Below are 19,864 nucleotides of genomic sequence, written 5' to 3' on the forward strand. Positions count from 1 at the left end.
CGAAGCGAAAGCGTTGTTTCTCAGCGAAGCTGAGATGAGCGATCCCGTCGGAAGCAGATAACCTTACCCAACAAATACTTAGATTGCAACCTAAGCCGCACTAATCGAGCGACCCGTGGGGAGCCATAACCAACCCCACAAGTTAAGAAGGTTTTTGGAATAAGAAGGATCAAAAACGCACATTTTTCAAGTGTTCCGACAAGAATGGAGCTTTTTACTTGCAAAAAGTATGATTTTCTGATAGAGAAAAGCCTCCCGAGCCTTTCCACCAATTTCGCGACCCGTAGAGAGCGAAATAGAGTTTATTCGCCCCACCACCCAAAATTAGGGGAAACTCAATGCAACGCTCTCTAAGGATCGCGTTGCAGGCGTAAGTTTCACAGAAGATTTGTCGTAATTCCGACAGATTTATCTTGAGATCCAAGTACTTGTGGGGGTTGGTTATGGTAGTGAGCGTTCCCTTGAGTTCAGAGTCGTTGCACTCGAGTTTCTGATTCGCCCAAACTTTCACCGCGAATTCACGTTAGTACAACGTTCTCTATCCGTTGAAATTCAAGAATCGGTAATTAAGGATAATTGGAACTGAATTCTGCGGGGCTGATGGTTTTGAAGTAAGAGGTCAGACCGGCGACTTTGAAGACTTTTTCGATTGCGGGTTTCATGTTCGCGATGAAAAAGGATCCGCTCAGGTCTTGCACGTAGTTCAATTGTTTGATTAACATTCCGATTCCGGAAGAATCGATGTAGTTTAGTTTTTCAAGATTTACGACTACGTTTTTGTTATCTTTGTGGATGTTGTTTTCGAAGAATGTTTTGAGATCGATTGAAGTATAGATGTCGAGACTGCCTGAAAGGCTTACGATGTTTGTTTCTCCCGATTTTCTGTGATTGATTTCCATACCGACCCTTCCTTTCCTTTTCCCAGAATTTGACGAGAAGTTCAATCTATTTTTGATAAAATTATGGGGAAAATCCGAGAACCTCCGAAACTAATAGAGGACGCCGTCCGGAAAAATCGACAATGAAAGAAAAATTATTTTATTTCCTGATTTTGATTTCCGCCTTTGCCGGTATTTTGAGTCAAGAGTTCGAACCGGATGGGAAAGTAAAAATCCTACCTTATGAACGGGGCCAAATCAAGGATTTGGAAATATTAGGAAAGGATATTACGGAGTTTCATAAAAGAATAGAAAGTCGGCTTGCATTTTTAAGCAAAAAAAAACAAATACAAGATAATCTTTACAGTCAGTTCATTCCCGCGTACGAGGATCAAATTCCTCAAAGCAGAAATCGTTATATGCTCGATCTCAGATTCGTATTGAAAGTTTCGGGGGCAGGCGCGGAAAATTCTCCCTTGAAGTTGGAATCGATCGTGTTTTGGAGTAGGAAATCGTTAATTTCCAAAATGCGCCCTCAGTACGAAGAAATCAGCATTCTGAAAAACGATAAGATCGGTAACGAAGGAGCGGATTCGATCGAATTAGTCGTGAGAAAAAAAACGGACGCAGGTACGAAGGAAGCCGTGTATAACGTGGCTACCATTCGAGAGCCCGCTCAAAGGGTAAAACTCGTACGAATTTATAGAACCAACCTCTTGGAAATCATTCGTCGAATCGATAAGTATGTGGAAGGAAATATCAAAACGGCCTCGGAAGACGTGGAGACCACTCTTAGGGAAGTGGAAAACGGAGGACCTTATCAGGAGAATCTTCCGAAGGATTAGAATTTTTGTATGAATGATCCGGTATCCAAAACGGACTTCCAGGATCATTATAAAAATCTGGGTCTTTCACCGCTCGCATCCGTAGAAAGTGTGAAGTCGCGTTATAGGGAATTGGCTAAAATTTTTCATCCGGACAACCGTGAAACGGGATCTTCGGATCTTTTTCAAAAACTTGCATATTCCTATCAGACGCTTACACATCCCACTCTGAGAAAAGAATACGATCTACAATATCTTTCCAAACATCCCGAGATTCTTTTTAAGTTTAAGTCTTCCCTAAACGCGCGGAACGAACAAAACGTCGAGCTGCGAATCAAACGGATTCCCAGTTCCAGGATTTTATATGCCGGACAAGCCGTCGAACTGGCAAAAAAGGGACTTCTCCGCGCGGGAATGAGAAACCGAGAAAGAAAAAAGTATTCCGGAATACATTACGATATTAGAATTCTCTTAACTCCTGAAGAATTAAACTTTCCTATTTCCGCAAAAATTCCGCTGGTCGTGCGGGTTCTTTGTCCGGATTGCAGAGGTTCGAACATATTTTGCGATTCCTGCGGCGGAAAAGGGACGTATAAAAGTTTTAGAAATCTAAACTTGGAAGCGGAAGCGGGCAAACTACTTCCCGGAAAAATCTACGAACTGGATCTTTCCGGACTCAAACCGGAAGGGTTCGTTCATTTTAAGAAAAATCGTCTCAAAGTAAAAATTGAACTCCTGGAAGGGGGGAAAAAATAGGTCTTATGCAGAAAGTGATCCGTTTTCATCCCATCTATAAGGAGAGAATCTGGGGCGGTAGAAAACTCGGAGATTTTCCGGGAAGAAAAATTCCGGAAGGAAATATCGGAGAATCCTGGGAAGTATCGGATTACGGAAACGAAGTTTCGGTGATCGCCAACGGCCCGCTCGCCGGAAAAAGTTTTCGAACGGCGTATCTGGAAAACACGGATTCGATTTTGGGAAAACCTTTTCGAGGAAAACCGTTTCCGCTTTTGATCAAGATCATCGATGCAAAGGAAAAACTTTCGGTCCAGGTTCATCCGGACGATTTATACGCGGAAAAATACGATCCGCGGAGCGCGGGAAAAAAAGAGGCCTGGATCGTTTTGCGGGCGGAACCCGGCTCCCAACTTATATGCGGTTTTTCTAATGCAACGAACAGGGAAGAATTCAAAACTCTCGTGGAACAAAATCGCGCCGAGGCGGTTTTGAGACGGATTGCAGTTAGGGAAGGGGACGCTTTTCTTTTGAATCCTGGAAAAATCCACGCGATCGGCGAGGGAATCCTTTTGATGGAAGTACAACAATCCTCGGATTCCACGTATAGGGTTTACGACTACGGAAGGCCTAGGGAACTTCATCTCGAAAAGGCGCTCGACGTTTTGGATTACGGCGGGCCTAACGAGGACGACGTAATGAAACCCGCGCCTAAACCCTGGGACGAAGGCAAGAGATTTCGTCTAACGGCAAACGATAAATTTTTGATGGAAACCTTGGAAATTTCCGGAAAGGAAAAGATATTCCAAATTCCGAATGTTTACGAAGAATCCGTGTTTCGGATTTTGATCGTCCTAAGCGGAAGTGTCGAAGTAGAAGGAGAAGTTCTTTCTCAGGGCGATACCTTGTTTTTAACCGCATCCGGTTTGCGGGAAGGGATTTTTGCGACCAACAAAAGCGATCTTACGAAACTTTCCGTTTCCGGTCCGGGTTCCGATTGGGCGATTTATAAAGATTAGAATTTTTGAATGGAACCCGAAGAACCGATATTTTGGATCGGCGAGGAAGAACTCGCAAAACAAAGAAGGATCGCAAAGGATCTTCGCAAAACTCCCTGGTGGAAAAAGAAAAAAGCCGCCGGGATCTGCCACTACTGCGGTAAAAAATTTCCCCCGGAGGAATTGACGATGGATCATTTGATTCCTCTTGCAAAAGGTGGAAAGTCCATCAAGGCCAATCTCGTTCCCGCATGCAAAGAATGTAATTTCGCAAAAAAGAATAAACTTCCGTTTGAATTCGATTCCGGAACGGAAGGAGCCTGAAGATGGACGATCTTTTCCAAGACTCCGGAACACACGAGGAACAGGTAAGGGAATCCGTTCAACTTCTGGACGAGGACGGAAATCCTCATTCCTTTATCGTCGCTGAAGCTTTGGAGATCGACGAAAATCAATACCTTCTTTTGACTCCGGTTTTGGACGAGGACTTGGATCTGATCAATTTGGACGTGAGTTCCTTAAGAGGAAACGACGGCGCAGGTTACTTTGCGGTTCGGCTCGAAGCGGGCGAATACGGAGAAGATCGTCTGATCGAAGTTCGGAACAAAAGGGAGCTCGAAGATATTCTCTCCGAACTCGACGTGGATATCGTTTGAGAATATTCGGAAAATGGAATTCATTTGAGCCCGCCGTGATCCTCGAGTTCGGTATCACCGATGCGAAAGCGTTTTTTTTTAAATTCTCAACCGATGAACGGAGTCATTCTTTCCATAAGTATTCTGCGATTGTCTCCGCTTTGAAGGGCGATCACTCCTCGGATGATTGCTTGTCTGCGATCCGATTGTTCCTTGGACCAAGATTTGATTCTGTTTGCGAGCGGAAAGAACAGAAGGTTTGCGAAGGCGATCCCGTAAAAGGTCGCGATGAATGCGGTGGCGATCCCTTCTCCGAGCGCTCGGGTACCCGCGCCCAAATTTTCAAGAACTCCGACAAGGCCCATTACGGTTCCGATGATTCCGACCGTTGGGGAAAATCCGCCTGCGGTTTCTAAGATTTTTGCAGAGTTCGCTTCTTTGTCTTCCGTAGCGAGAGCGGACTCAAAAAGAATTTCTTCCACCGCACGAGGATCGGTTCCGTCCACGATGAGTTGGATTCCTCTTTGAAGAAACGGATCTTGGATGGACTTAAGATTGTCTTCCAGGGAAAGTAGACCGTTTTTACGGGCTCTTTCCGCAAAATCCAAAAAGATTTCACCGAGAGGAAGTTTACGTTTTGGAAAAACTGCGGTTTGAAGGTTGAAAACGAGGTCTTTGATTTGTTCTAAGGAAAAGCTGGCAAACGTCGCTCCCGCGGTACCTCCGACGATCAAAAGAAGCGCGGAAATTTTGAAGAAGGAAAGGAAATGTGCGCCTTCCAAAAGTATCGCTATCAGAACGGACAGAAAAGCGACGGACAGGCCGACGAATGTGGGATTCATTTACGCAAGAGTTCCCGCAATCACGGGTTTTTACAAGAAAATTCTGTCTCATAAACTTACGATTATATATCAAGGAGAATTTGTATGTTGTTTTACGAGAAGGAAGTTTTTCCCGGACTATATACGATCGACTGCGATTATATCTCGCCGGGAGTCGCGTGTGCTTATCTGGTCGTCGAAGGAGAAGAGGCCGCTTTTGTGGAAAACAACACGAACCTCGCGGTTCCCATTTTACTGGAAGAATTACGTAAGGTCGGACGTAAACCCGAAGACGTAAAATACATCATCGTCACTCACGTTCATCTGGATCACGCGGGAGGAACGGGTTTGTTGGCAAAACATTGTCCTAACGCGACGATCCTCGCACATCCGAAAGCGGCCACCCATCTCATCAACCCGGAAAGATTGATTCAAAGTTCGATCCAGGTTTACGGAGAAGAAAACTTTAAGAAGTTATACGGAGAGATCCTTCCCGTTCCCAAAGAAAGAGTAAAAAGTCCGGAAGACGGAGAAGAGATCCGATGGGGAAAAAGAATATTCAAATTTTATTATACAAGAGGGCACGCGAATCATCATTTCTGCATATTCGATTCCTTGAGTAACGGAATTTTTACCGGAGATTCTTTCGGACTCGGATACAAGGACTTCGCCGTCGGAAAAAATCCGATTCTTTATCCTTCTACGACTCCCACCGATTTCGATTCGGAAGAAGCTATGAATACGGTGGACAAAATTCTTTCCACGGGTGCGGACAAGGCTTACCTTACTCACTTCGGAGTTTGGAAAGACTTAGAATCCGGAGCGCGTCAGATGAAACAGGGATTACACGCGATGCAGAATATTCTTTCTTCCGGGGAAAGGTCCGGCTTGGAAGGAGGGGCTCTACTCGAATTTTGTACGGGAAGAATCAGAGCTTACTTGGAGAGGGAACTTTTGACCCAAGGAATCATTCTGGGAGAAAAGGAGGAAATGCTTCTCGGATTCGATTCCAAGATCAACGCCCAAGGTTTGGTCTTTCAAATTGAACGGAAAAAACGAAGGCAGGATCTGAAAAAGAATTGAAATTTAGTATAATTTTAAATAAAATCTCGTTTTAGAATCATTCTAAAATAAAAGAGAGGAACTGGTATGAAACATTCTACAGCGAGAATACTTTGTGTGGCGTTTCTGGGGACCTTTTTGGCGTTTTGTGGGCCGTCGGAAAAAACGAAAAAACTGATCGATGATTCCAAAAAAATCTTTGGAACCATTCCGGATAAAATGCCCGGCGGAGAAGCGGATCCCCCTGAATTGATTCGGTTGGGTGAAAAATTATATTTCGAAAAGAGGCTTTCCGCGAACGATACGCAGTCTTGTAATTCCTGTCATAACGTTGTCGGGAAAGCCGCGGGCGTGGACAATCTTCCTACATCCCCCGGAGCGTTTGGGAAAAACGGGGCCAGAAATTCTCCGACCGTTTTGAACGCGGGTTTTCATTTGGCTCAGTTTTGGGACGGGAGAGCCAAAGATCTGAAAGAACAGGCCAAGGGTCCGATTTTAAATCCTGTGGAAATGGCCATGCCTTCCGCTGCGGAAGTGGAAAAGAAAATTGCCGAAATACCGGAATACCAAGACCTTTTTATAAAGGCTTATCCCGTTTCGTCAACGGAAGAAAATTCGACCAGAGTTCAAATCATCACTTACGATAATATTGCGGGTGCGATCGCGGCCTTTGAAAGAACCTTGAAAACCCAAGATCGTTTTGACGATTTCCAAAGAGGAAATCATAAGGCTCTTTCTGCGGAAGAACAAGAAGGTCTGGAAAAGTTTTTGACTACGGGTTGCACCACTTGTCACGTCGGTCCTCTTTTGGGCGGGAACTCCTTCCGTAAACTGGGCCAGATAAATCCGTATGAAAATACGGCGGATAAAGGTCGTCAAGATCTGACCAAAAACTCCGCGGACGCTTTCGTCTTTAAGGTTCCCTCTCTTAGAAACGTGGCGATTACGGCGCCTTATTTTCACGACGGAAAAGCGGCAACCCTGGAAGAAGCGGTCAAAAAAATGGCTCATCTTCAATTGGGTAAGGAACTTTCCGAATCCGATATAAAGTCGATCGTAACTTTCTTGAAGGCATTGACCGATAAGAACCGGTCCAATTAACTGGACGTACAGAATTGAAACCTATTCAACCGGCGGTTGCTTACGCGATTAGCCGGTTTTTTTTGTACTCGAACCTTTTCGATGCCGTTATGGATAAATTAGTAAAAAATTATCGAATGACTTTCAAATCCTACCGTTTCAAAAGAAGCGGACTCACTTTACTTTTTTATCCTTTAGATTCAGCTCATACAGTTTTATATACTTTAGAAAATTATAATAGAATCCGAAAATCGCCAGAACAAAACCTTGTTTCCCGTCTAAAAATCCGAACCGTATAAAATACATCCAAAACGCTTTGTAAAATCCTTCCAGAAACGCATGAAAAAGACCGCTTGTTTTTCCCGCCCTGTGTTTTTCTTGAGCGCCTAACTCGGAATAGGCGTTGATGTAACGGATATGATCTCCGATATTTTTATACGAAAAATGATACACTGGAAAATTAAGTTTTTTGCATATACCGTGGAGGTGGATCGTTTCGTGCACTAAGCCGCCTCCGAACCTACCTTTGGAACGATGAAAAAGACGGATGCGCCGATTGGGATACCAACCTCCGTGGCGGATCCATTTTCCCAAATACCAAGTCAGTCTCGGAGTGGAATAGCCGTCCGCGGCGGGAAGTCCGTTTTGAAAAAGGGCCAAAATCTCGTCTTTTAATCCCGGAGAAACTTCCTCGTCCGCGTCTAAAGTCAAAACCCATTCGTTTTTCACTAGGGAAAGAGCGAAGTTCTTCTGACTAACGTAGTCGTCGAATTTTCTTTTATGAACCTTCGCCTTATACTTTTTTGCGATTTCGACGGTTTTGTCCTTGGAACCGGAATCCACGACGATGATTTCCGAAACGAAGTCCAGAGGTTTCAGACAACGTTCTAGATTGTCTTGTTCGTTGAGTGTTATGATACAAACGGTGAGTGGAAGTCGCATTTAATTTTTATGATCGGATTTTCGAAGACTCTGAAAGTCGGAAGTGAGAGGGATTTCCAATCTTGCGATCGTTATGTCTTTTCGAATGATGATTCTAAAATAGGAAGGATCGATTCCTTCTCCCTTGAGCATGATTAAAATGAGAGCTAAACCGATTCCGGCGCCTTCCGTGTTGTCCGCATTGTCCAAATAGAATTGCGCTATATCGTTGTAGCGCATTCCTTTTTCCAATTTTTCGCGGATGGATTTTTCTTCCTGCCCCGTAATGGCAGCGTTATTGATTACTTCGATCCGAATTCCATTCAACGCATAGTCAAAGTTGATCAGACAATAGTATCCTTCTTTTTTCGCCTTTTCTCCGTAACGTTCGGACATCGCTTCGCTAAAGATGCTCTTATATTCTCGAACTCCTTTTTCGTAATCGGAAGTATCGTGAAGATCCAAACCTTTTTCTTCGAAAAAAATCCTTTTTTGGTTTGCTTTGCAGGCGTTGATTGCCAACTCTTTTATTATAGTATAAATCGTAGGAACCAGAGTAGGATGAGTTATCTTATCCAGAATCAGTCCGACTGCCTCTTGGATATGTTCCTCGACAGAATGAGTCATTCTGTGGGTCTTCAAAGAAAGGATTTTTCCGTTCTCGATCGTTAACCGGATATTGTCGGATATATCTCGGATTTCCTGCCCCATCATCCATGAGCATTCCGGAGTCTGTTTTGTTTGTCAAGAGAGTCATTCTAAGAAAGGGAAAAAAGAGGCATCTTTCCGAATTCCGGCGAATCGTTCTTTGTAAGGTTTTGGTCTTTTCCATTTTATTCCTATCGATAACCGTGTCGGCGAAGTCGATCACCTTAAACGCGGTTCGATATCTTCTTCCCGAAAAAAAAGAATATTCCGAACCTTCCGAAATCCGAATTGAAAACGGTAAAGTCGTCTCGATCAAAAAAATAAATTCTTTCTCGGGAAAAGTTTCTTACGCGCTTCCGGGTTTTTGCGATGCGAATGTGGTCCTTTCCACGGACTCGCTCGGAGGACAAAAGGATAGGGCGGGAGTTTATCTTTCGTTGCAATCTTTTTTGGCTCACGGTTTTACCGGAATTCTTTCCGTGGGAGATCCCGCTTGGGTCGAAACGCTTTTGAAAGACGCACAACGTTTGGAAAAAAATTCTCCCTGGGTAAAAAAGTCGCAGGCCCCGTGGATCGCTGAAAGTTCCGAGACGAAGAATTTAGGAAATCTTCCGGGGTATGATCTAATTCGTTCTTCGCAAGAAGCGGTGTCTAAGATCAAAAAAAGACCTTCTTCTTTCGTACATTTGTTTTATCGTTATCAAGAGGGCGAGTCGTTCGCTTTCGACGGTCCGTTTTTATATCAGTTGAAAAAAGCCGCGGATGCCGAAGGAATCAAACTAGCGTTATCCGCCTTTGGGGATGAATTCAGTATTCTCGAAGGAATAGGCGCCGGTATTCCCGTTCTGTATCATCCGGTTCCGAACGAAATTTCGGCGAGAATTTCTCCGGGTGTGTTCCGCAATATAAGCTGGGGTCCTATGTTTTCGGTTTATTACTATCAGAAGATCGCGGGAACTCCCGAATGGGAAACCGACTTAACCGCGATGAAAGAATGGAGTTCTTACTTTGCAAAGAACATCGCCCCCGAACCCGAGTTTGCGGGAAAACTTTCCGGTCTTTCCGAGGAAGATCGCTTGAATGCGGAGAAGGAATACAAATCCTATCTTGCATTTTTAATCGGACAAAAAAATCTAAGTCCGCTCCTCGCATCCGGTACGGGTTATCTTCACGTTCATCCCGGAATCGGAGGTTGGAAAGAAATGGAAATTCTTGCGAGTGCGCTCGGAAACGAAGAGACGATTCGGATCGCCACCGAATCCACCTGCGGTTTTATAGAAGCGCCTCACGAAGGAAAAATTCGAGAAGGTAAACCCGCATTCATAAATATTTTTACGGAAGATCCGCTCGTCGATTTAAAGAATTTGAAATCTCTCCGCAAAACGATCGCGGGAGAGATTTCTTATCCGCCTGAAAAAAGGGAACCGGCTTCCAGTCAAAAAAAGAGAGGAAAAAATAAATGAAAGAATCCGAAAAAGAACTCTTCGAGAAAATGTTGGACGCGTCCTTTAAAAAGAAAAAGGCGATGGAAGCCGGAACAAGAGTCACCGCAATCGTTAACTCCGCAAAGAAGGATTTCGTTTTTGTCACCTCAAAAGAAGGAAAACTTCCGGGAATCATTTCTTCGGAAGAGTTTATGGAATCCGGACTTCCGAATCCGGGAGAAGAGATCGAGACCTACTTCTTAAAAGAGGATCACGGAGACATTCATTTTACGACTTGTTTGAGCGGAGATTCACTCAACAAAGATCTATTAGAAATCGCTAAAAGATCCGAGATCCCTGTGCTCGGACAATTCATTGCCGAAGGCGAAGGCGGAGCGGAAGTTAAGATCGGAGATTTCACCGCGTTTTGTCCGTTCTCGCAAATCGATCCGGAGTTAAAAAAATCGGGGCTCGTCGGAAAACGTCAGAAGTTTTTAATCCAAGACTTCGGAGCCAGAGGCAAACTCGTCGTTTCTCAAAAGAAAATTTCCGATCGAGCGAAAGAAGTTAAATTAGGAGTTTTGAAACAAGAACTGAAAGAGGGAATGTTCGTCACTTGTAAGGTGAAAACGATTCAGAATTTCGGTTTGATCGTGGAGATGGACGGCCTTACCGCGCTCATCCCGATCAGCGAAGCGACTTATAAAAAAAATCCGGAACTCGAAAAAGAATTTCAAGTCGGTCAAACTTTGAGAGCCAGAGTTCTTCGAATCGATTGGGAAAATCAGAAGTTCGCATTAACGGTTAAGGATTTCCTAAAGGATCCTTGGGCGCAAACCGTTCCGTTTAAGGAAGGGGACATCGTAAAGGGAACGATCGATTCTCTCAAACCCTTCGGTTTGTTCGTAAAGTTGGACGATCATTTTAACGGTCTCGTTCCCGGAAGAGAAACCGGAGTTTCGAATCGAGTTCCTTTAAGTCAAAGTTTTAAACCCGGGGAAGTAATTGACGTTTTTGTAATGGAAGTAAATCCGGAAAGAAAACAGATTTCTCTTTCGATTCAAAAGGCGAAAGAGATTCAGGAAAGAATGGACTACAGCAGTTATTTGAGCTCGGACGCGGGCGCTTCCACGAGTTCTTTCGGAGCGATCCTTCAAAACTCCTTGAACAAAAATAAAAAATGATCCTATGTCTTTGCATATAGGTCTCTACAGACCCGAAATCCCTCCCAACACCGGAAACATCGCGAGACTTTGTGTGGCCTTGGGAGCGGAACTTCACATCATCGGACAAGCGTCGTTTGATCTTTCGGAAAAAGCGGCGCGTAGAGCGGGATTGGACTACTGGGATAAGGTAAAAATTTCTTTTCATTCTTCTTTAGAAGATTATAAAGCGGCGCTTCCGTCCGGAACCGATCCGTATTTGATTTCGGTTTACGGCACGCGTTCTTATACCGCCGTAAGATATAAAGACGGAGACGCTTTTTTGTTCGGAAACGAAACTTCCGGAGTTCCCGCGGAGATGAAAAATTTCTGGAGTGAGGAACGGATCTTAAAAATTCCGATGGAAGATTCTTCCCGTTGTTTGAACTTAAGCAATTCAGTCGCAGTGATTTCGTACGAAGCGATGCGTCAAATTAAGTCCTGGTAAAAACGGATTTACACCTTCATAATTCTGCATCTCAATGGATAAAGTATGAGTTTCCATCTCTCTAGAGAAGAAATCGAAAAACAAATTTGGTCGATGCTTTCTCAGGGGTTGACCGGAACCGTGAACGATTTTTTCGCCTGGATTCGGATGGATACTCTCCGCAAGTTCAAAGACGAACCCGATGTTGAAAATTTCATCGTAGGAAAAATTTTGGAAGGTTTCCTAAAATCGGGTTATGCGAAACGCAACAAATTCAACGCGAAAGAATTTCACATTCATCCCGATTCGATCCAAGGAAAAAAAATCCCGCCTAAGGACGGTTATATTCTGCTCGGCAAAATCGCGTATCAGCCGATGCAATACGTTCGAAGTCGTTTCGAGTTTTTTCTCAAAAGCCAGGGAACTCCGGACGACGTCGTGATCGATCTTTGTATCGGAGTTTTGGAAGCCGTGGAAAACGCGGTGAAATACGGGGACGGCACGGAAGTCGAAGTGGAATATTCCATAGATCGCTCTCAGACTCTTTTTATCCAAATCATCAACAACGTTAAAGAACTGAATTTGGAACAGGATATCGCAAGAGGAAAATTTTCCTCCACCGCGACATTGATGCGCGGCATGATGGTCATGCAGAAACTTTTTGACGAACTCGATCTTGAAATCCTAGAGGATAAAAAACAAGCTCAGTTCAACGCAAAGAAAAAACTGCCTTAAGTTCTTATGGCGTCCGTTTTTAAAATTCATTCCTCATACGAGCCCGCCGGAGATCAGATCAAGGCGATCGAAAATATCGCCAATTCCTTTCAGAAAGGGGAAAAAAAAGTCACTCTGGTCGGTGTGACCGGTTCCGGTAAAACCTTCACGATGGCGCAAGTCATCCGGGATTTGGGGCTTCCCACTTTGGTCTTGTCGCATAACAAGACTTTGGCGGCGCAGCTTTTCCGGGAGTTTAAGGAATTTTTTCCCGAAAATGCGGTGGAATATTTCGTTTCTTATTACGATTATTATCAACCCGAAGCGTACGTTCCCACTTCCGATACGTTTATCGAAAAGGACAGTTCCATCAACGAAGAGATCGATAAACTTCGGCTCAGAGCGACATCGTCGCTTTTGGAAAGATCCGACGTGGTTATCGTCAGTTCCGTTTCCTGCATCTACGGATTGGGGTCTCCGGAGGAATACACAAACTCGGTCGTCGCTCTAAAAGTAGGGGACACGATCGAAAGGGACGCCGTGATCCGCAAACTTCTGCATATTCAATACAATCGAAACGACATAGACTTTTCCAGGGGAAATTTCAGGGTGCGGGGAGATTCGATCGAAATTTATCCGGCGTATCATACCGATGCGATTCGGATCGAATTTTTCGGAGACGAGATCGATTCGATCAGCAGAATCAATCCGATCAGCGCACAAACGATTGTTAAATTAGAAAAAGCTTATATTTATCCGGCAAAACACTTCATCACCTCCGGTCCCAAGGTAAAAGAAGCGGTCGAAAACATCAAAGCGGAACTTGACGCTCAGGCGGATTTTTTCCGGAAGAACGGTAAACTTTTGGAGGCGGAAAGAATCGTATCCCGTACGAATTACGATATGGAAATGCTCCAGGAAATGGGATATTGCAACGGGATCGAAAATTATTCCAGGCATCTTACGGGAAGAAAGGCCGGGGAACGTCCCGCTTGTCTTATCGATTATTTTCAGGGAGAATTTCTTTTGATCGTGGACGAGTCCCACGTTACGATTCCTCAAATCGGAGGAATGTTCGCGGGAGATAAGGCCCGCAAACAGACGTTAGTCGACTTCGGTTTCCGGCTTCCGAGCGCTCTCGATAACAGACCTCTCAATTTCGAAGAGTTCGAGGTTTTGACTCCGAGAACTCTCTACGTTTCCGCGACTCCCGCGGATTACGAAATGGAAAAAAGTCCCGTGATCGTGGAACAAATCATCCGACCGACCGGACTTTTGGATCCGATCGTGGAAGTCCGTTCCACTAAAAATCAGATCGAAGACCTTCTTGTGGAAATCCGCAAACGGATCGAGGCGGGAGAACGGGTGCTTGTCACGACTCTCACTAAAAAAATGTCGGAAGATCTTACCGACTATTACGAAGAGATCGGTTTGAAGGTGGCTTATCTTCATTCCGAAGTGGAAACCCTGGATCGGGTCGCGATCATCCGGGATCTGAGAAAGGGAATCTACGACGTTCTGATCGGAATCAATTTGTTGCGGGAAGGTTTGGATATTCCCGAGGTTTCTTTGGTCGCGATTTTGGACGCGGATAAGGAAGGTTTTTTAAGAAATTATAAATCTCTAATACAGACGATCGGTCGCGCCGCGAGGAACGTGAACGGAACAGCGATCCTTTACGCGGACAAGATCACCGACTCGATGGCAAAGGCGATCGACGAAACGAAACGCCGTAGAAAGATCCAGGAAGATCATAACCTTAAATTCGGAATCACTCCTCTTACGATCAAAAAGGAAGTCGGAGACATCATCGAAAGGGAGGAAAAGGAACGGTCTTCCGAAGATCTGATTCTGGAAGACGTGGAGAAAAAGTTCAATTCTAAGAAATTTCCGAACAAGGAAGAATTGAAGGAGAAATTCAGGGAAGAAATGATGAAAGCCGCAAAAGAACTCGATTTTGAAAGAGCCGCTATCTTAAGGGATAAGATGTTATCGATACAAACAAACGACCCGTCGGCTGAAAACTAACAAAAAGGAAATCCATTTTGATCACAATATTGATTTGTCTCGTCACCTTCGGCCTGAGTGCGTGGTGTTTCGCATCCGAGCAAAAACTCGGCAAGTTCATTCTTACTCCGTATCGTTTGCAAAGGGATAAAAATTATTACACTCTTCTCACTTCCGGTTTTATCCATGCGGATTGGATGCACTTGATCTTCAATATGGTTTCGTTTTATTCTTTCGGAAAGAATCTGGAAATCACGGTAGGCCCGGTCAAATTCGTCCTCTTTTATCTCGGTACGATCCTGATTACGAGCGTCATCTCTTGGAGAAAAAATCGGGAAAATCCCCTTTACGCGACGTTAGGCGCTTCGGGGGGAGTTTGCGGAGTGTTGTTCGCGACGATTCTTTTTTATCCGAATCTTTCGCTTTATATGATGTTCATACCGATCCCGATTCCGGGGGCGATTTACGCGGTTCTGTATTTGGTTTATACGTATTTTTCCTCAAAAAGCGGAGCGGCGGACGGAATCAATCACGACGCCCATCTATGGGGTGCGTTATGCGGAATTGCGTTCGCTCTTTTACTCGAACCCGAAATTTTAAGCAGGGTTCTTCGAAATATTTCCGGAAGTTGAACGAGTCATTCGGTCCGATCGATTTTCGATTGAATGAACTTACGATAATTTTCGGAGCCGAAACTTACGTCCATTTTAATCACTTCCGGGCAAGGTAGGGATGGTGTTTCATGATATATTCTTCATTAGAAAAATCTCATTGAGATTGCGGTCCGGGACTTGTAGGGGTCGTACTCGTTTCACCCGAAAGGATTCGACTCGGAAGTTTACAGAATTGATTGCATCGATCCATACATTGCCTCTGCCTCGCGCTTCTGTAACCTATGATCGGCAGGAAGATGGAAGTGAAAGGATACCATTCTTCCATACAATTCGACTGGCACTTGGCAAGAAGTTGAGTGCAGGCGTTTTCGTAGGAGAATTTGGATTCTTGACCGTGAACGAGTTCGAGACCTTCCGGAGAAAGTCCGGTCCGTTTTCCTTCTTTGACGAGTCGAGCTCGCTCCACTTGTGTTAGGTTGGCTTCTTCCGCTGTGGGAAAGGCGTCGGGGGACGGAGCCTTTTTCGTTTTTTTTGGATTGGGAGAATCCCAGTCGACTCGGACCAAACAATCCAAGGTCGCAATGGAAACGCAAAGAGAACATATCAGAAAAGAATGTAGAATGAATTTTGAATTCATCGATGACTCTTCGATAAATTCTCGCAAAAGTTTTGAAAAAAGCCACTCGAATCCCGAGTTGAAAAATCGATTTTGAAACCGTTCCGTGCGAAAAAACGGTAGGAAATAAATTTCAAAAATCGTGAATTTAAATGAAAAAGATTCGATTTGAATCTTTTATGAAAAAGAGTGAGTGTTACCATGAGAATTTTTCTTTTTCTGATTTGGGTCGGATTGATTTTTTCCTGCGCGTCCGCGGGACACGAGGGAGAAGTAGCGTTAAAAAGTGTCTCTCGTTCTTTTGCTCCGAAACAACTCAATAGAACTCCTTTCGAAGGTTTTTCGATCGCCTTGCCGGAAGACGCGGGGCTCGACTCGATTCCTTTACTTCGTTTATCAAAATCCATTCGCGAAGAGGGACTCGAGGTTCGTTCTCTTTTGATTCTAAAAGACGGAAAGTTGGTTATGGAACGTTATGCGGGCGGTGTTACCCGCAATCACAATCAAAGCGTTTATTCGGTCACAAAAACGGTTACGTCCACTCTGCTTGGGATTTTAAATTTCGAAGGAGTTCTAAAAACCGTGGACGAACCGGTGATGGATTCCCTGCGTTCTCTTGGAAACCTGCCTTTCCCTTTACTCGAAGGAAAGGAATCGCTTCGACTCAGGGACGTTCTTCATATGGCCTCCGGAATGCGCTGGTCCGAGTTTCCGGAACGGGAGGATATTAGGACGGCGGAAGATCCTCTCGTGATCGCGTTGTTACCCGAAGTCAAAGACAAACCCGGAACGAAGTTCGATTACAGCAACGGAGATTCCCAACTTGCCGCCGCGGTTTTGGAAAACAAAGCGGGTATGACGCTGCTTCAATTTGCCGAAAAGACTTTGTTCTCCTGGCTCGATTTTAAAGGTTATGAATGGTATACGTCTCCTTCGGGGAGACAGACCGCGGGTTTCGGTTTGAGGTTGAAGCCGATCGATATGATGAAGCTCGGAATTTTATATTTGGATAACGGAAACTATCGAGGTAGGAAAATTCTCAAACCCGATTGGATCAAACAAGCCGTCAAACCGGGAGCTTCGCAAAATTACGGATATCAACTTTGGACGCATCAATTCGAAGGTAAAAAGACGTTTATGGCGAACGGAAAGGGAAGTCAGTTCGTGTATGTGATTCCTCACAGAAGAATGGTGATCGTAGTCACTTCCGCGATTTGGGATAAACCGATTCATTTCCTTTTGGATAAAATTCTTGCAAGCGTAAAGGAATCTTTGGACTCGAAGGAAAAGAGAAAAATTCCCGAAAAAGAAGCGGAGTTTTTAAACGAAATTCACGAGGCGTCGGTCACGATCGGCAACTCGGCGCTTTGGAAGGACCTGGACGAGCCTCATTTTATTCATCAAGAAAACTGAATATTCTGAAATTATGATTTTCTAAAAATAAAACGGACCCGGGATCGATCATCTGCTTTTCGAAGCTAAAACCCGGATGGCGGCGGCCTTTCTCCGATTTTGAGTGATTTCCCGACTTAACTTCACTTTCTCCACCAAATGAGAGGTCGCGGTGGTAGGATGCCCCGAGGTAAACGGAGGAGAAGGATTGTATTCGATCATGAGTTGGATTTCTTCGGCGAGTTCGGCTCCGAAAAATTCAGCGGTTAAGAAAAGGGCAAAGTCGATTCCCGCGGTGACCCCGCCGCCGGTGATGCGGTTACGATCCCTGATAAAACGTTTCCCCGAAATCTGAACCGGAAATAATTTTAAAGCATCTAAAGAAAGCCAGTGAGTTGTCGCCTTATAACCGTCAAGAAGGCCGGCCGAAGCGAGGACCAAAGAACCGGTGCAAACCGAAGTGACGAATTTAGAATTCTCCGCTTTCCTTTTGAGAAAATCCAAGACCTCGAAGTCTTCCATAAGAGGGGTTGTTCCGGAACCTCCCGGCACGAGCAGAATATCGAGATCGGGACAATCCGAAAAATCATAATCGGGAATCAATTTCATTCCCGATTCGGCGGTAACCGGACTTTTCGTTTGAGCAAATAGAAATACTTTGACGTTCGGGATTCTTGAAAAAACTTCATAAGGTCCCGTAAAGTCGAGTTGAGTAACTCCCCGAAAGATAAAAATTCCGATGGAGAAATTGGAAACTGGCATAAACCCAGAAAGTAAATATTTTAATGCGACTTACAAGCCATTTTTGATATCAAAATTCATTCGGAGATGCAAAAAGGCCGGGGTGGAAAAAAGTAAGTCCGTGAGTTATGATAAATATCTATTTCTGGACGTGGGAGACACGATTCTTCATCTGAAAAAATCGGCGGGTGAAACTTATCTTGAAATCCTCGAAGATGCGGGATTGAAAAAGGAAGAAAACGCGGGAGAGTTTTACAGAAAAGCATTTTCGGAATCTTGGCATAAGATGCACGAAAATGCGCCGCCCGAACATAGGGATAAATATCGATTCCATTCGGGAGGAACCCCCGGCTGGTGGAAGGAATTACTGGAAGATTTTTTGGAAAGAATTCCGGATCGTGTCCCGATTGAAAAAGCGTTTCCGGTCATCTATCCTAGATTTGCGGACCCGGAACTTTGGAACGTGGATCCCGGATTTTGGGAACTCAAAGATTATTGTGAGAATAAAAATTGGGGACTCGGGGCGATTTCGAATTGGGATCACAGACTCAGGGATCTTTTGGAGGCGAAAGGAATATTAGAACATTTGAATCCCTTGATCGTAAGCGCGGAATTCGGATACGAAAAACCTTCTCCGAAAATATTCGAAGAGGCGATGCGTTTGGTCGGGCTTCCGGGGGAAAGTTTGGTTTATTGCGGAGATAAGTACGAATTGGATATCGTAGTTCCGAAATCCTTAGGTTGGAGATCCTACTTAAAAAAAGAAAAAGGCGATTTGCAATCCCTCTCGGAGTTGATTCAATTTTTATAATAAGGTTCAAGCTGGAGTTATCTCAAGATATAGAAAAGAGAAAAATATCGTTTCGGAGCGAGAATTCTACTTGAGAAAGAGGACGAAGAGTCGAAAGTCTTTCGATTTAGGGAAAATTATGAACACGATCCTATCCAATTTCAATCATCCGAGATTTAAAACGAACGATAAGACGGGACACTATGAAAGTTGGTTTGTACGAGCCAATAACCCTAACGCGTGTCAGGCGGTCTGGATTCGTTATACGATCTTTTCGCCTAAAAATCGCCCTGAAGATGCGATCGGCGAGCTCTGGGCGATATATTTCGACGGAGAAAAAAATACTCGTTTCGTTTCTAAGTCCGAGTTTCCGATCGAAAAATGTAAATTTCAATCCACGCCCTTATCGATAAAAATCGGAGATTCGGAACTTACCGATTCGTATCTCAAAGGAAAGGCAGGAAATAAAAAAGGCCCCGAGAATTTTTTCTGGAATCTAAAAATCACCGGCGGAAGTCCTCCGCTTTTTCTTTTTCCCGAGAATTTGTACGAAGGAAGTTTCCCGAAAGCGAAAGTGTTGGTCGGAAATCCCGGAGTGAAAATTTCGGGAAGCCTCAAACTCGGCTCGAAAGAGATTCGAGTTCGAAATTGGATCGGAAGCCACAATCATAACTGGGGGTCCAAACATACCGATCAATACGCTTGGGGGCAAGTCGTAGGTTTCGAAGAAGAAGCGGATTCTTTCTTGGAACTTGCCACCGCAAAGTTGAAGATCGGACCTATTTGGACCCCTGCGATCACTCCGATCGTATTTCGGTTTCGAGGAAAGGATTATAAACTCAATCATCCTCTTTCGAGTTTCGCGAGAGCGAAGTATCGTTACTTCGATTGGAATTTTTCGGCGAGTTCAAGTGAGATTCAATTGAAAGGAAGAATCTATGCGGAACCTCGGGACTTCGCCTGTCTTCAATATTGGAATCCGCCGGGCGGCTGGAAACATTGTCTGAATAGTAAGATCGCAAACACGGAACTTTTCGTGAAGAGGAAACAGGATCTCGCATTTTTGAAACTGACCTCGAACCGCAAAACTGCTTTTGAAATTCTTACCGACGATTTTTCTCACGGAATGAAACCGGAAGTTTAGAAATGAAACCCTGAGTTTTCTCGGTTAATTTCCGATTTCGGTTTTCTTGTATCTTTTCGAATCCGAACCGATCACAGGAAAACCGCCGTTCTTCAATCATGAACGCCAATTCCTATCCGCTGACATCTAAAACGCAGGAACTTCCGCAAATTTCCTTTTTATTTTTTTGTAGCGATGAACGATCGCTGAAG

22 protein-coding genes and 1 pseudogene are annotated in these 19,864 nt (G+C 44.4%); 16 read left to right on the plus strand and 7 right to left on the minus strand.

Annotated elements, in window-relative coordinates; all coding sequences use genetic code 11:
• Positions 1–566 precede the first annotated feature (566 nt).
• A complete protein-coding gene (locus tag LEP1GSC194_RS00010; RefSeq protein ID WP_020771703.1) occupies positions 567–899 on the minus strand; it encodes an STAS domain-containing protein in 333 nt (110 codons plus the stop codon).
• Positions 900–1,021: 122 nt separating this feature from the next.
• Here LEP1GSC194_RS00010 and LEP1GSC194_RS00015 point away from each other — a divergent pair, with 122 nt between their 5' ends.
• Genes LEP1GSC194_RS00015 through LEP1GSC194_RS00035 form a run of 5 tightly spaced genes read left to right on the plus strand, consistent with a single transcriptional unit; the run spans position 1,022 to position 4,091 of the window.
• Positions 1,022–1,723 carry an LIC_12936 family protein gene (locus LEP1GSC194_RS00015; protein ID WP_020771709.1) on the plus strand — a complete coding sequence of 234 codons (702 nt, stop codon included), beginning with the start codon at positions 1,022–1,024 and terminating at the stop codon, positions 1,721–1,723.
• A 9-nt stretch (positions 1,724–1,732) separates the two neighbouring features.
• Positions 1,733–2,458 carry a J domain-containing protein gene (locus tag LEP1GSC194_RS00020; protein ID WP_020771700.1) on the plus strand — a complete coding sequence of 242 codons (726 nt, stop codon included), beginning with the start codon at positions 1,733–1,735 and terminating at the stop codon, positions 2,456–2,458.
• Positions 2,459–2,463: 5 nt separating this feature from the next.
• A complete protein-coding gene (locus tag LEP1GSC194_RS00025; protein ID WP_020771691.1) occupies positions 2,464–3,456 on the plus strand; it encodes a type I phosphomannose isomerase catalytic subunit in 993 nt (330 codons plus the stop codon).
• A 9-nt stretch (positions 3,457–3,465) separates the two neighbouring features.
• Entirely contained in the window at positions 3,466–3,759 is a 294-nt protein-coding gene (locus LEP1GSC194_RS00030) for an HNH endonuclease (RefSeq protein ID WP_020771699.1), read from the plus strand.
• A 2-nt stretch (positions 3,760–3,761) separates the two neighbouring features.
• On the plus strand, positions 3,762–4,091 hold the full coding sequence (locus LEP1GSC194_RS00035) for a DUF1292 domain-containing protein (protein ID WP_020771701.1): 330 nt from the start codon (positions 3,762–3,764) through the stop codon (positions 4,089–4,091).
• 86 nt (positions 4,092–4,177) lie between these two features.
• Here the strand turns inward: LEP1GSC194_RS00035 and LEP1GSC194_RS00040 are convergent, their stop codons facing one another.
• Positions 4,178–4,912, minus strand: coding sequence for a motility protein A (locus LEP1GSC194_RS00040; protein WP_020771710.1), 735 nt, complete (start codon positions 4,910–4,912; stop codon positions 4,178–4,180).
• An 84-nt stretch (positions 4,913–4,996) separates the two neighbouring features.
• Between LEP1GSC194_RS00040 and LEP1GSC194_RS00045 the strand changes: the two genes are divergently transcribed.
• Both LEP1GSC194_RS00045 and LEP1GSC194_RS00050 read left to right on the plus strand, forming a co-directional pair.
• A complete protein-coding gene (locus LEP1GSC194_RS00045; protein ID WP_020771680.1) occupies positions 4,997–5,974 on the plus strand; it encodes an MBL fold metallo-hydrolase in 978 nt (325 codons plus the stop codon).
• Between the two features lie 66 nt (positions 5,975–6,040).
• The gene (locus tag LEP1GSC194_RS00050; RefSeq protein ID WP_020771694.1) at positions 6,041–7,054 is read left to right on the plus strand and encodes a cytochrome-c peroxidase; all 1,014 of its coding nucleotides are present in this window, start codon (positions 6,041–6,043) and stop codon (positions 7,052–7,054) included.
• 153 nt (positions 7,055–7,207) lie between these two features.
• Here LEP1GSC194_RS00050 and LEP1GSC194_RS00055 read toward each other — a convergent pair whose 3' ends face one another.
• Positions 7,208–7,975 carry a glycosyltransferase family 2 protein gene (locus LEP1GSC194_RS00055; protein ID WP_020771706.1) on the minus strand — a complete coding sequence of 256 codons (768 nt, stop codon included), beginning with the start codon at positions 7,973–7,975 and terminating at the stop codon, positions 7,208–7,210.
• The gene (locus tag LEP1GSC194_RS00060) at positions 7,976–8,668 is read right to left on the minus strand and encodes a hypothetical protein (protein ID WP_020771708.1); all 693 of its coding nucleotides are present in this window, start codon (positions 8,666–8,668) and stop codon (positions 7,976–7,978) included.
• A gap of 2 nt (positions 8,669–8,670) precedes the next feature.
• On the opposite strand from LEP1GSC194_RS00060, the gene LEP1GSC194_RS00065 reads away from it, so the two are divergent.
• The 6 genes from LEP1GSC194_RS00065 to LEP1GSC194_RS00090 are packed head-to-tail and all read left to right on the plus strand — an operon-like array spanning position 8,671 to position 15,008.
• On the plus strand, positions 8,671–10,065 hold the full coding sequence (locus tag LEP1GSC194_RS00065) for a hypothetical protein (RefSeq protein ID WP_036040399.1): 1,395 nt from the start codon (positions 8,671–8,673) through the stop codon (positions 10,063–10,065).
• The gene (locus LEP1GSC194_RS00070) at positions 10,062–11,210 is read left to right on the plus strand and encodes a S1 RNA-binding domain-containing protein (protein WP_020771686.1); all 1,149 of its coding nucleotides are present in this window, start codon (positions 10,062–10,064) and stop codon (positions 11,208–11,210) included. Before LEP1GSC194_RS00065 ends, LEP1GSC194_RS00070 begins: the two co-directional genes overlap by 4 nt.
• 4 nt (positions 11,211–11,214) lie before the next feature.
• Positions 11,215–11,676: a tRNA (cytidine(34)-2'-O)-methyltransferase gene (locus LEP1GSC194_RS00075; RefSeq protein WP_020771678.1), complete on the plus strand. Its 462-nt coding sequence runs from the start codon at positions 11,215–11,217 to the stop codon at positions 11,674–11,676.
• Between the two features lie 45 nt (positions 11,677–11,721).
• Positions 11,722–12,390, plus strand: coding sequence for an ATP-binding protein (locus tag LEP1GSC194_RS00080; RefSeq protein WP_020771676.1), 669 nt, complete (start codon positions 11,722–11,724; stop codon positions 12,388–12,390).
• Between the two features lie 6 nt (positions 12,391–12,396).
• Positions 12,397–14,397, plus strand: coding sequence for an excinuclease ABC subunit UvrB (gene uvrB, locus LEP1GSC194_RS00085; RefSeq protein WP_020771683.1), 2,001 nt, complete (start codon positions 12,397–12,399; stop codon positions 14,395–14,397).
• 17 nt (positions 14,398–14,414) lie between these two features.
• Positions 14,415–15,008, plus strand: coding sequence for a rhomboid family intramembrane serine protease (locus LEP1GSC194_RS00090; RefSeq protein WP_020771704.1), 594 nt, complete (start codon positions 14,415–14,417; stop codon positions 15,006–15,008).
• A gap of 5 nt (positions 15,009–15,013) precedes the next feature.
• On the opposite strand, the pseudogene cutA reads toward LEP1GSC194_RS00090, so the two are convergent.
• A pseudogene (gene cutA / locus LEP1GSC194_RS23520) lies at positions 15,014–15,132 on the minus strand (divalent cation tolerance protein CutA); the annotation flags it as partial.
• A 12-nt stretch (positions 15,133–15,144) separates the two neighbouring features.
• Positions 15,145–15,627, minus strand: coding sequence for an LIC_10730 family protein (locus LEP1GSC194_RS00095; protein ID WP_017808437.1), 483 nt, complete (start codon positions 15,625–15,627; stop codon positions 15,145–15,147).
• Positions 15,628–15,807: 180 nt separating this feature from the next.
• Here LEP1GSC194_RS00095 and LEP1GSC194_RS00105 point away from each other — a divergent pair, with 180 nt between their 5' ends.
• Complete coding sequence (locus LEP1GSC194_RS00105) at positions 15,808–17,019, plus strand: serine hydrolase domain-containing protein (RefSeq protein ID WP_020771702.1); 1,212 nt, start codon at positions 15,808–15,810, stop codon at positions 17,017–17,019.
• 48 nt (positions 17,020–17,067) lie between these two features.
• Here the strand turns inward: LEP1GSC194_RS00105 and LEP1GSC194_RS00110 are convergent, their stop codons facing one another.
• Positions 17,068–17,760, minus strand: a complete 693-nt coding sequence (locus LEP1GSC194_RS00110; RefSeq protein WP_020771681.1) for a DJ-1/PfpI family protein — start codon at positions 17,758–17,760, stop codon at positions 17,068–17,070.
• Positions 17,761–17,860: 100 nt separating this feature from the next.
• Between LEP1GSC194_RS00110 and LEP1GSC194_RS00115 the strand changes: the two genes are divergently transcribed.
• Together LEP1GSC194_RS00115 and LEP1GSC194_RS00120 are read left to right on the plus strand one after the other, a co-directional pair.
• On the plus strand, positions 17,861–18,550 hold the full coding sequence (locus tag LEP1GSC194_RS00115; RefSeq protein ID WP_036040425.1) for an HAD-IA family hydrolase: 690 nt from the start codon (positions 17,861–17,863) through the stop codon (positions 18,548–18,550).
• Positions 18,551–18,668: 118 nt separating this feature from the next.
• Complete coding sequence (locus LEP1GSC194_RS00120) at positions 18,669–19,673, plus strand: hypothetical protein (RefSeq protein ID WP_020771677.1); 1,005 nt, start codon at positions 18,669–18,671, stop codon at positions 19,671–19,673.
• Positions 19,674–19,864 lie beyond the last annotated feature (191 nt).

The sequence above is a fragment of the Leptospira alstonii serovar Sichuan str. 79601 genome (assembly GCF_000347175.1).
In the GTDB taxonomy this organism is placed as follows: Bacteria; Spirochaetota; Leptospiria; order Leptospirales; family Leptospiraceae; genus Leptospira; species Leptospira alstonii.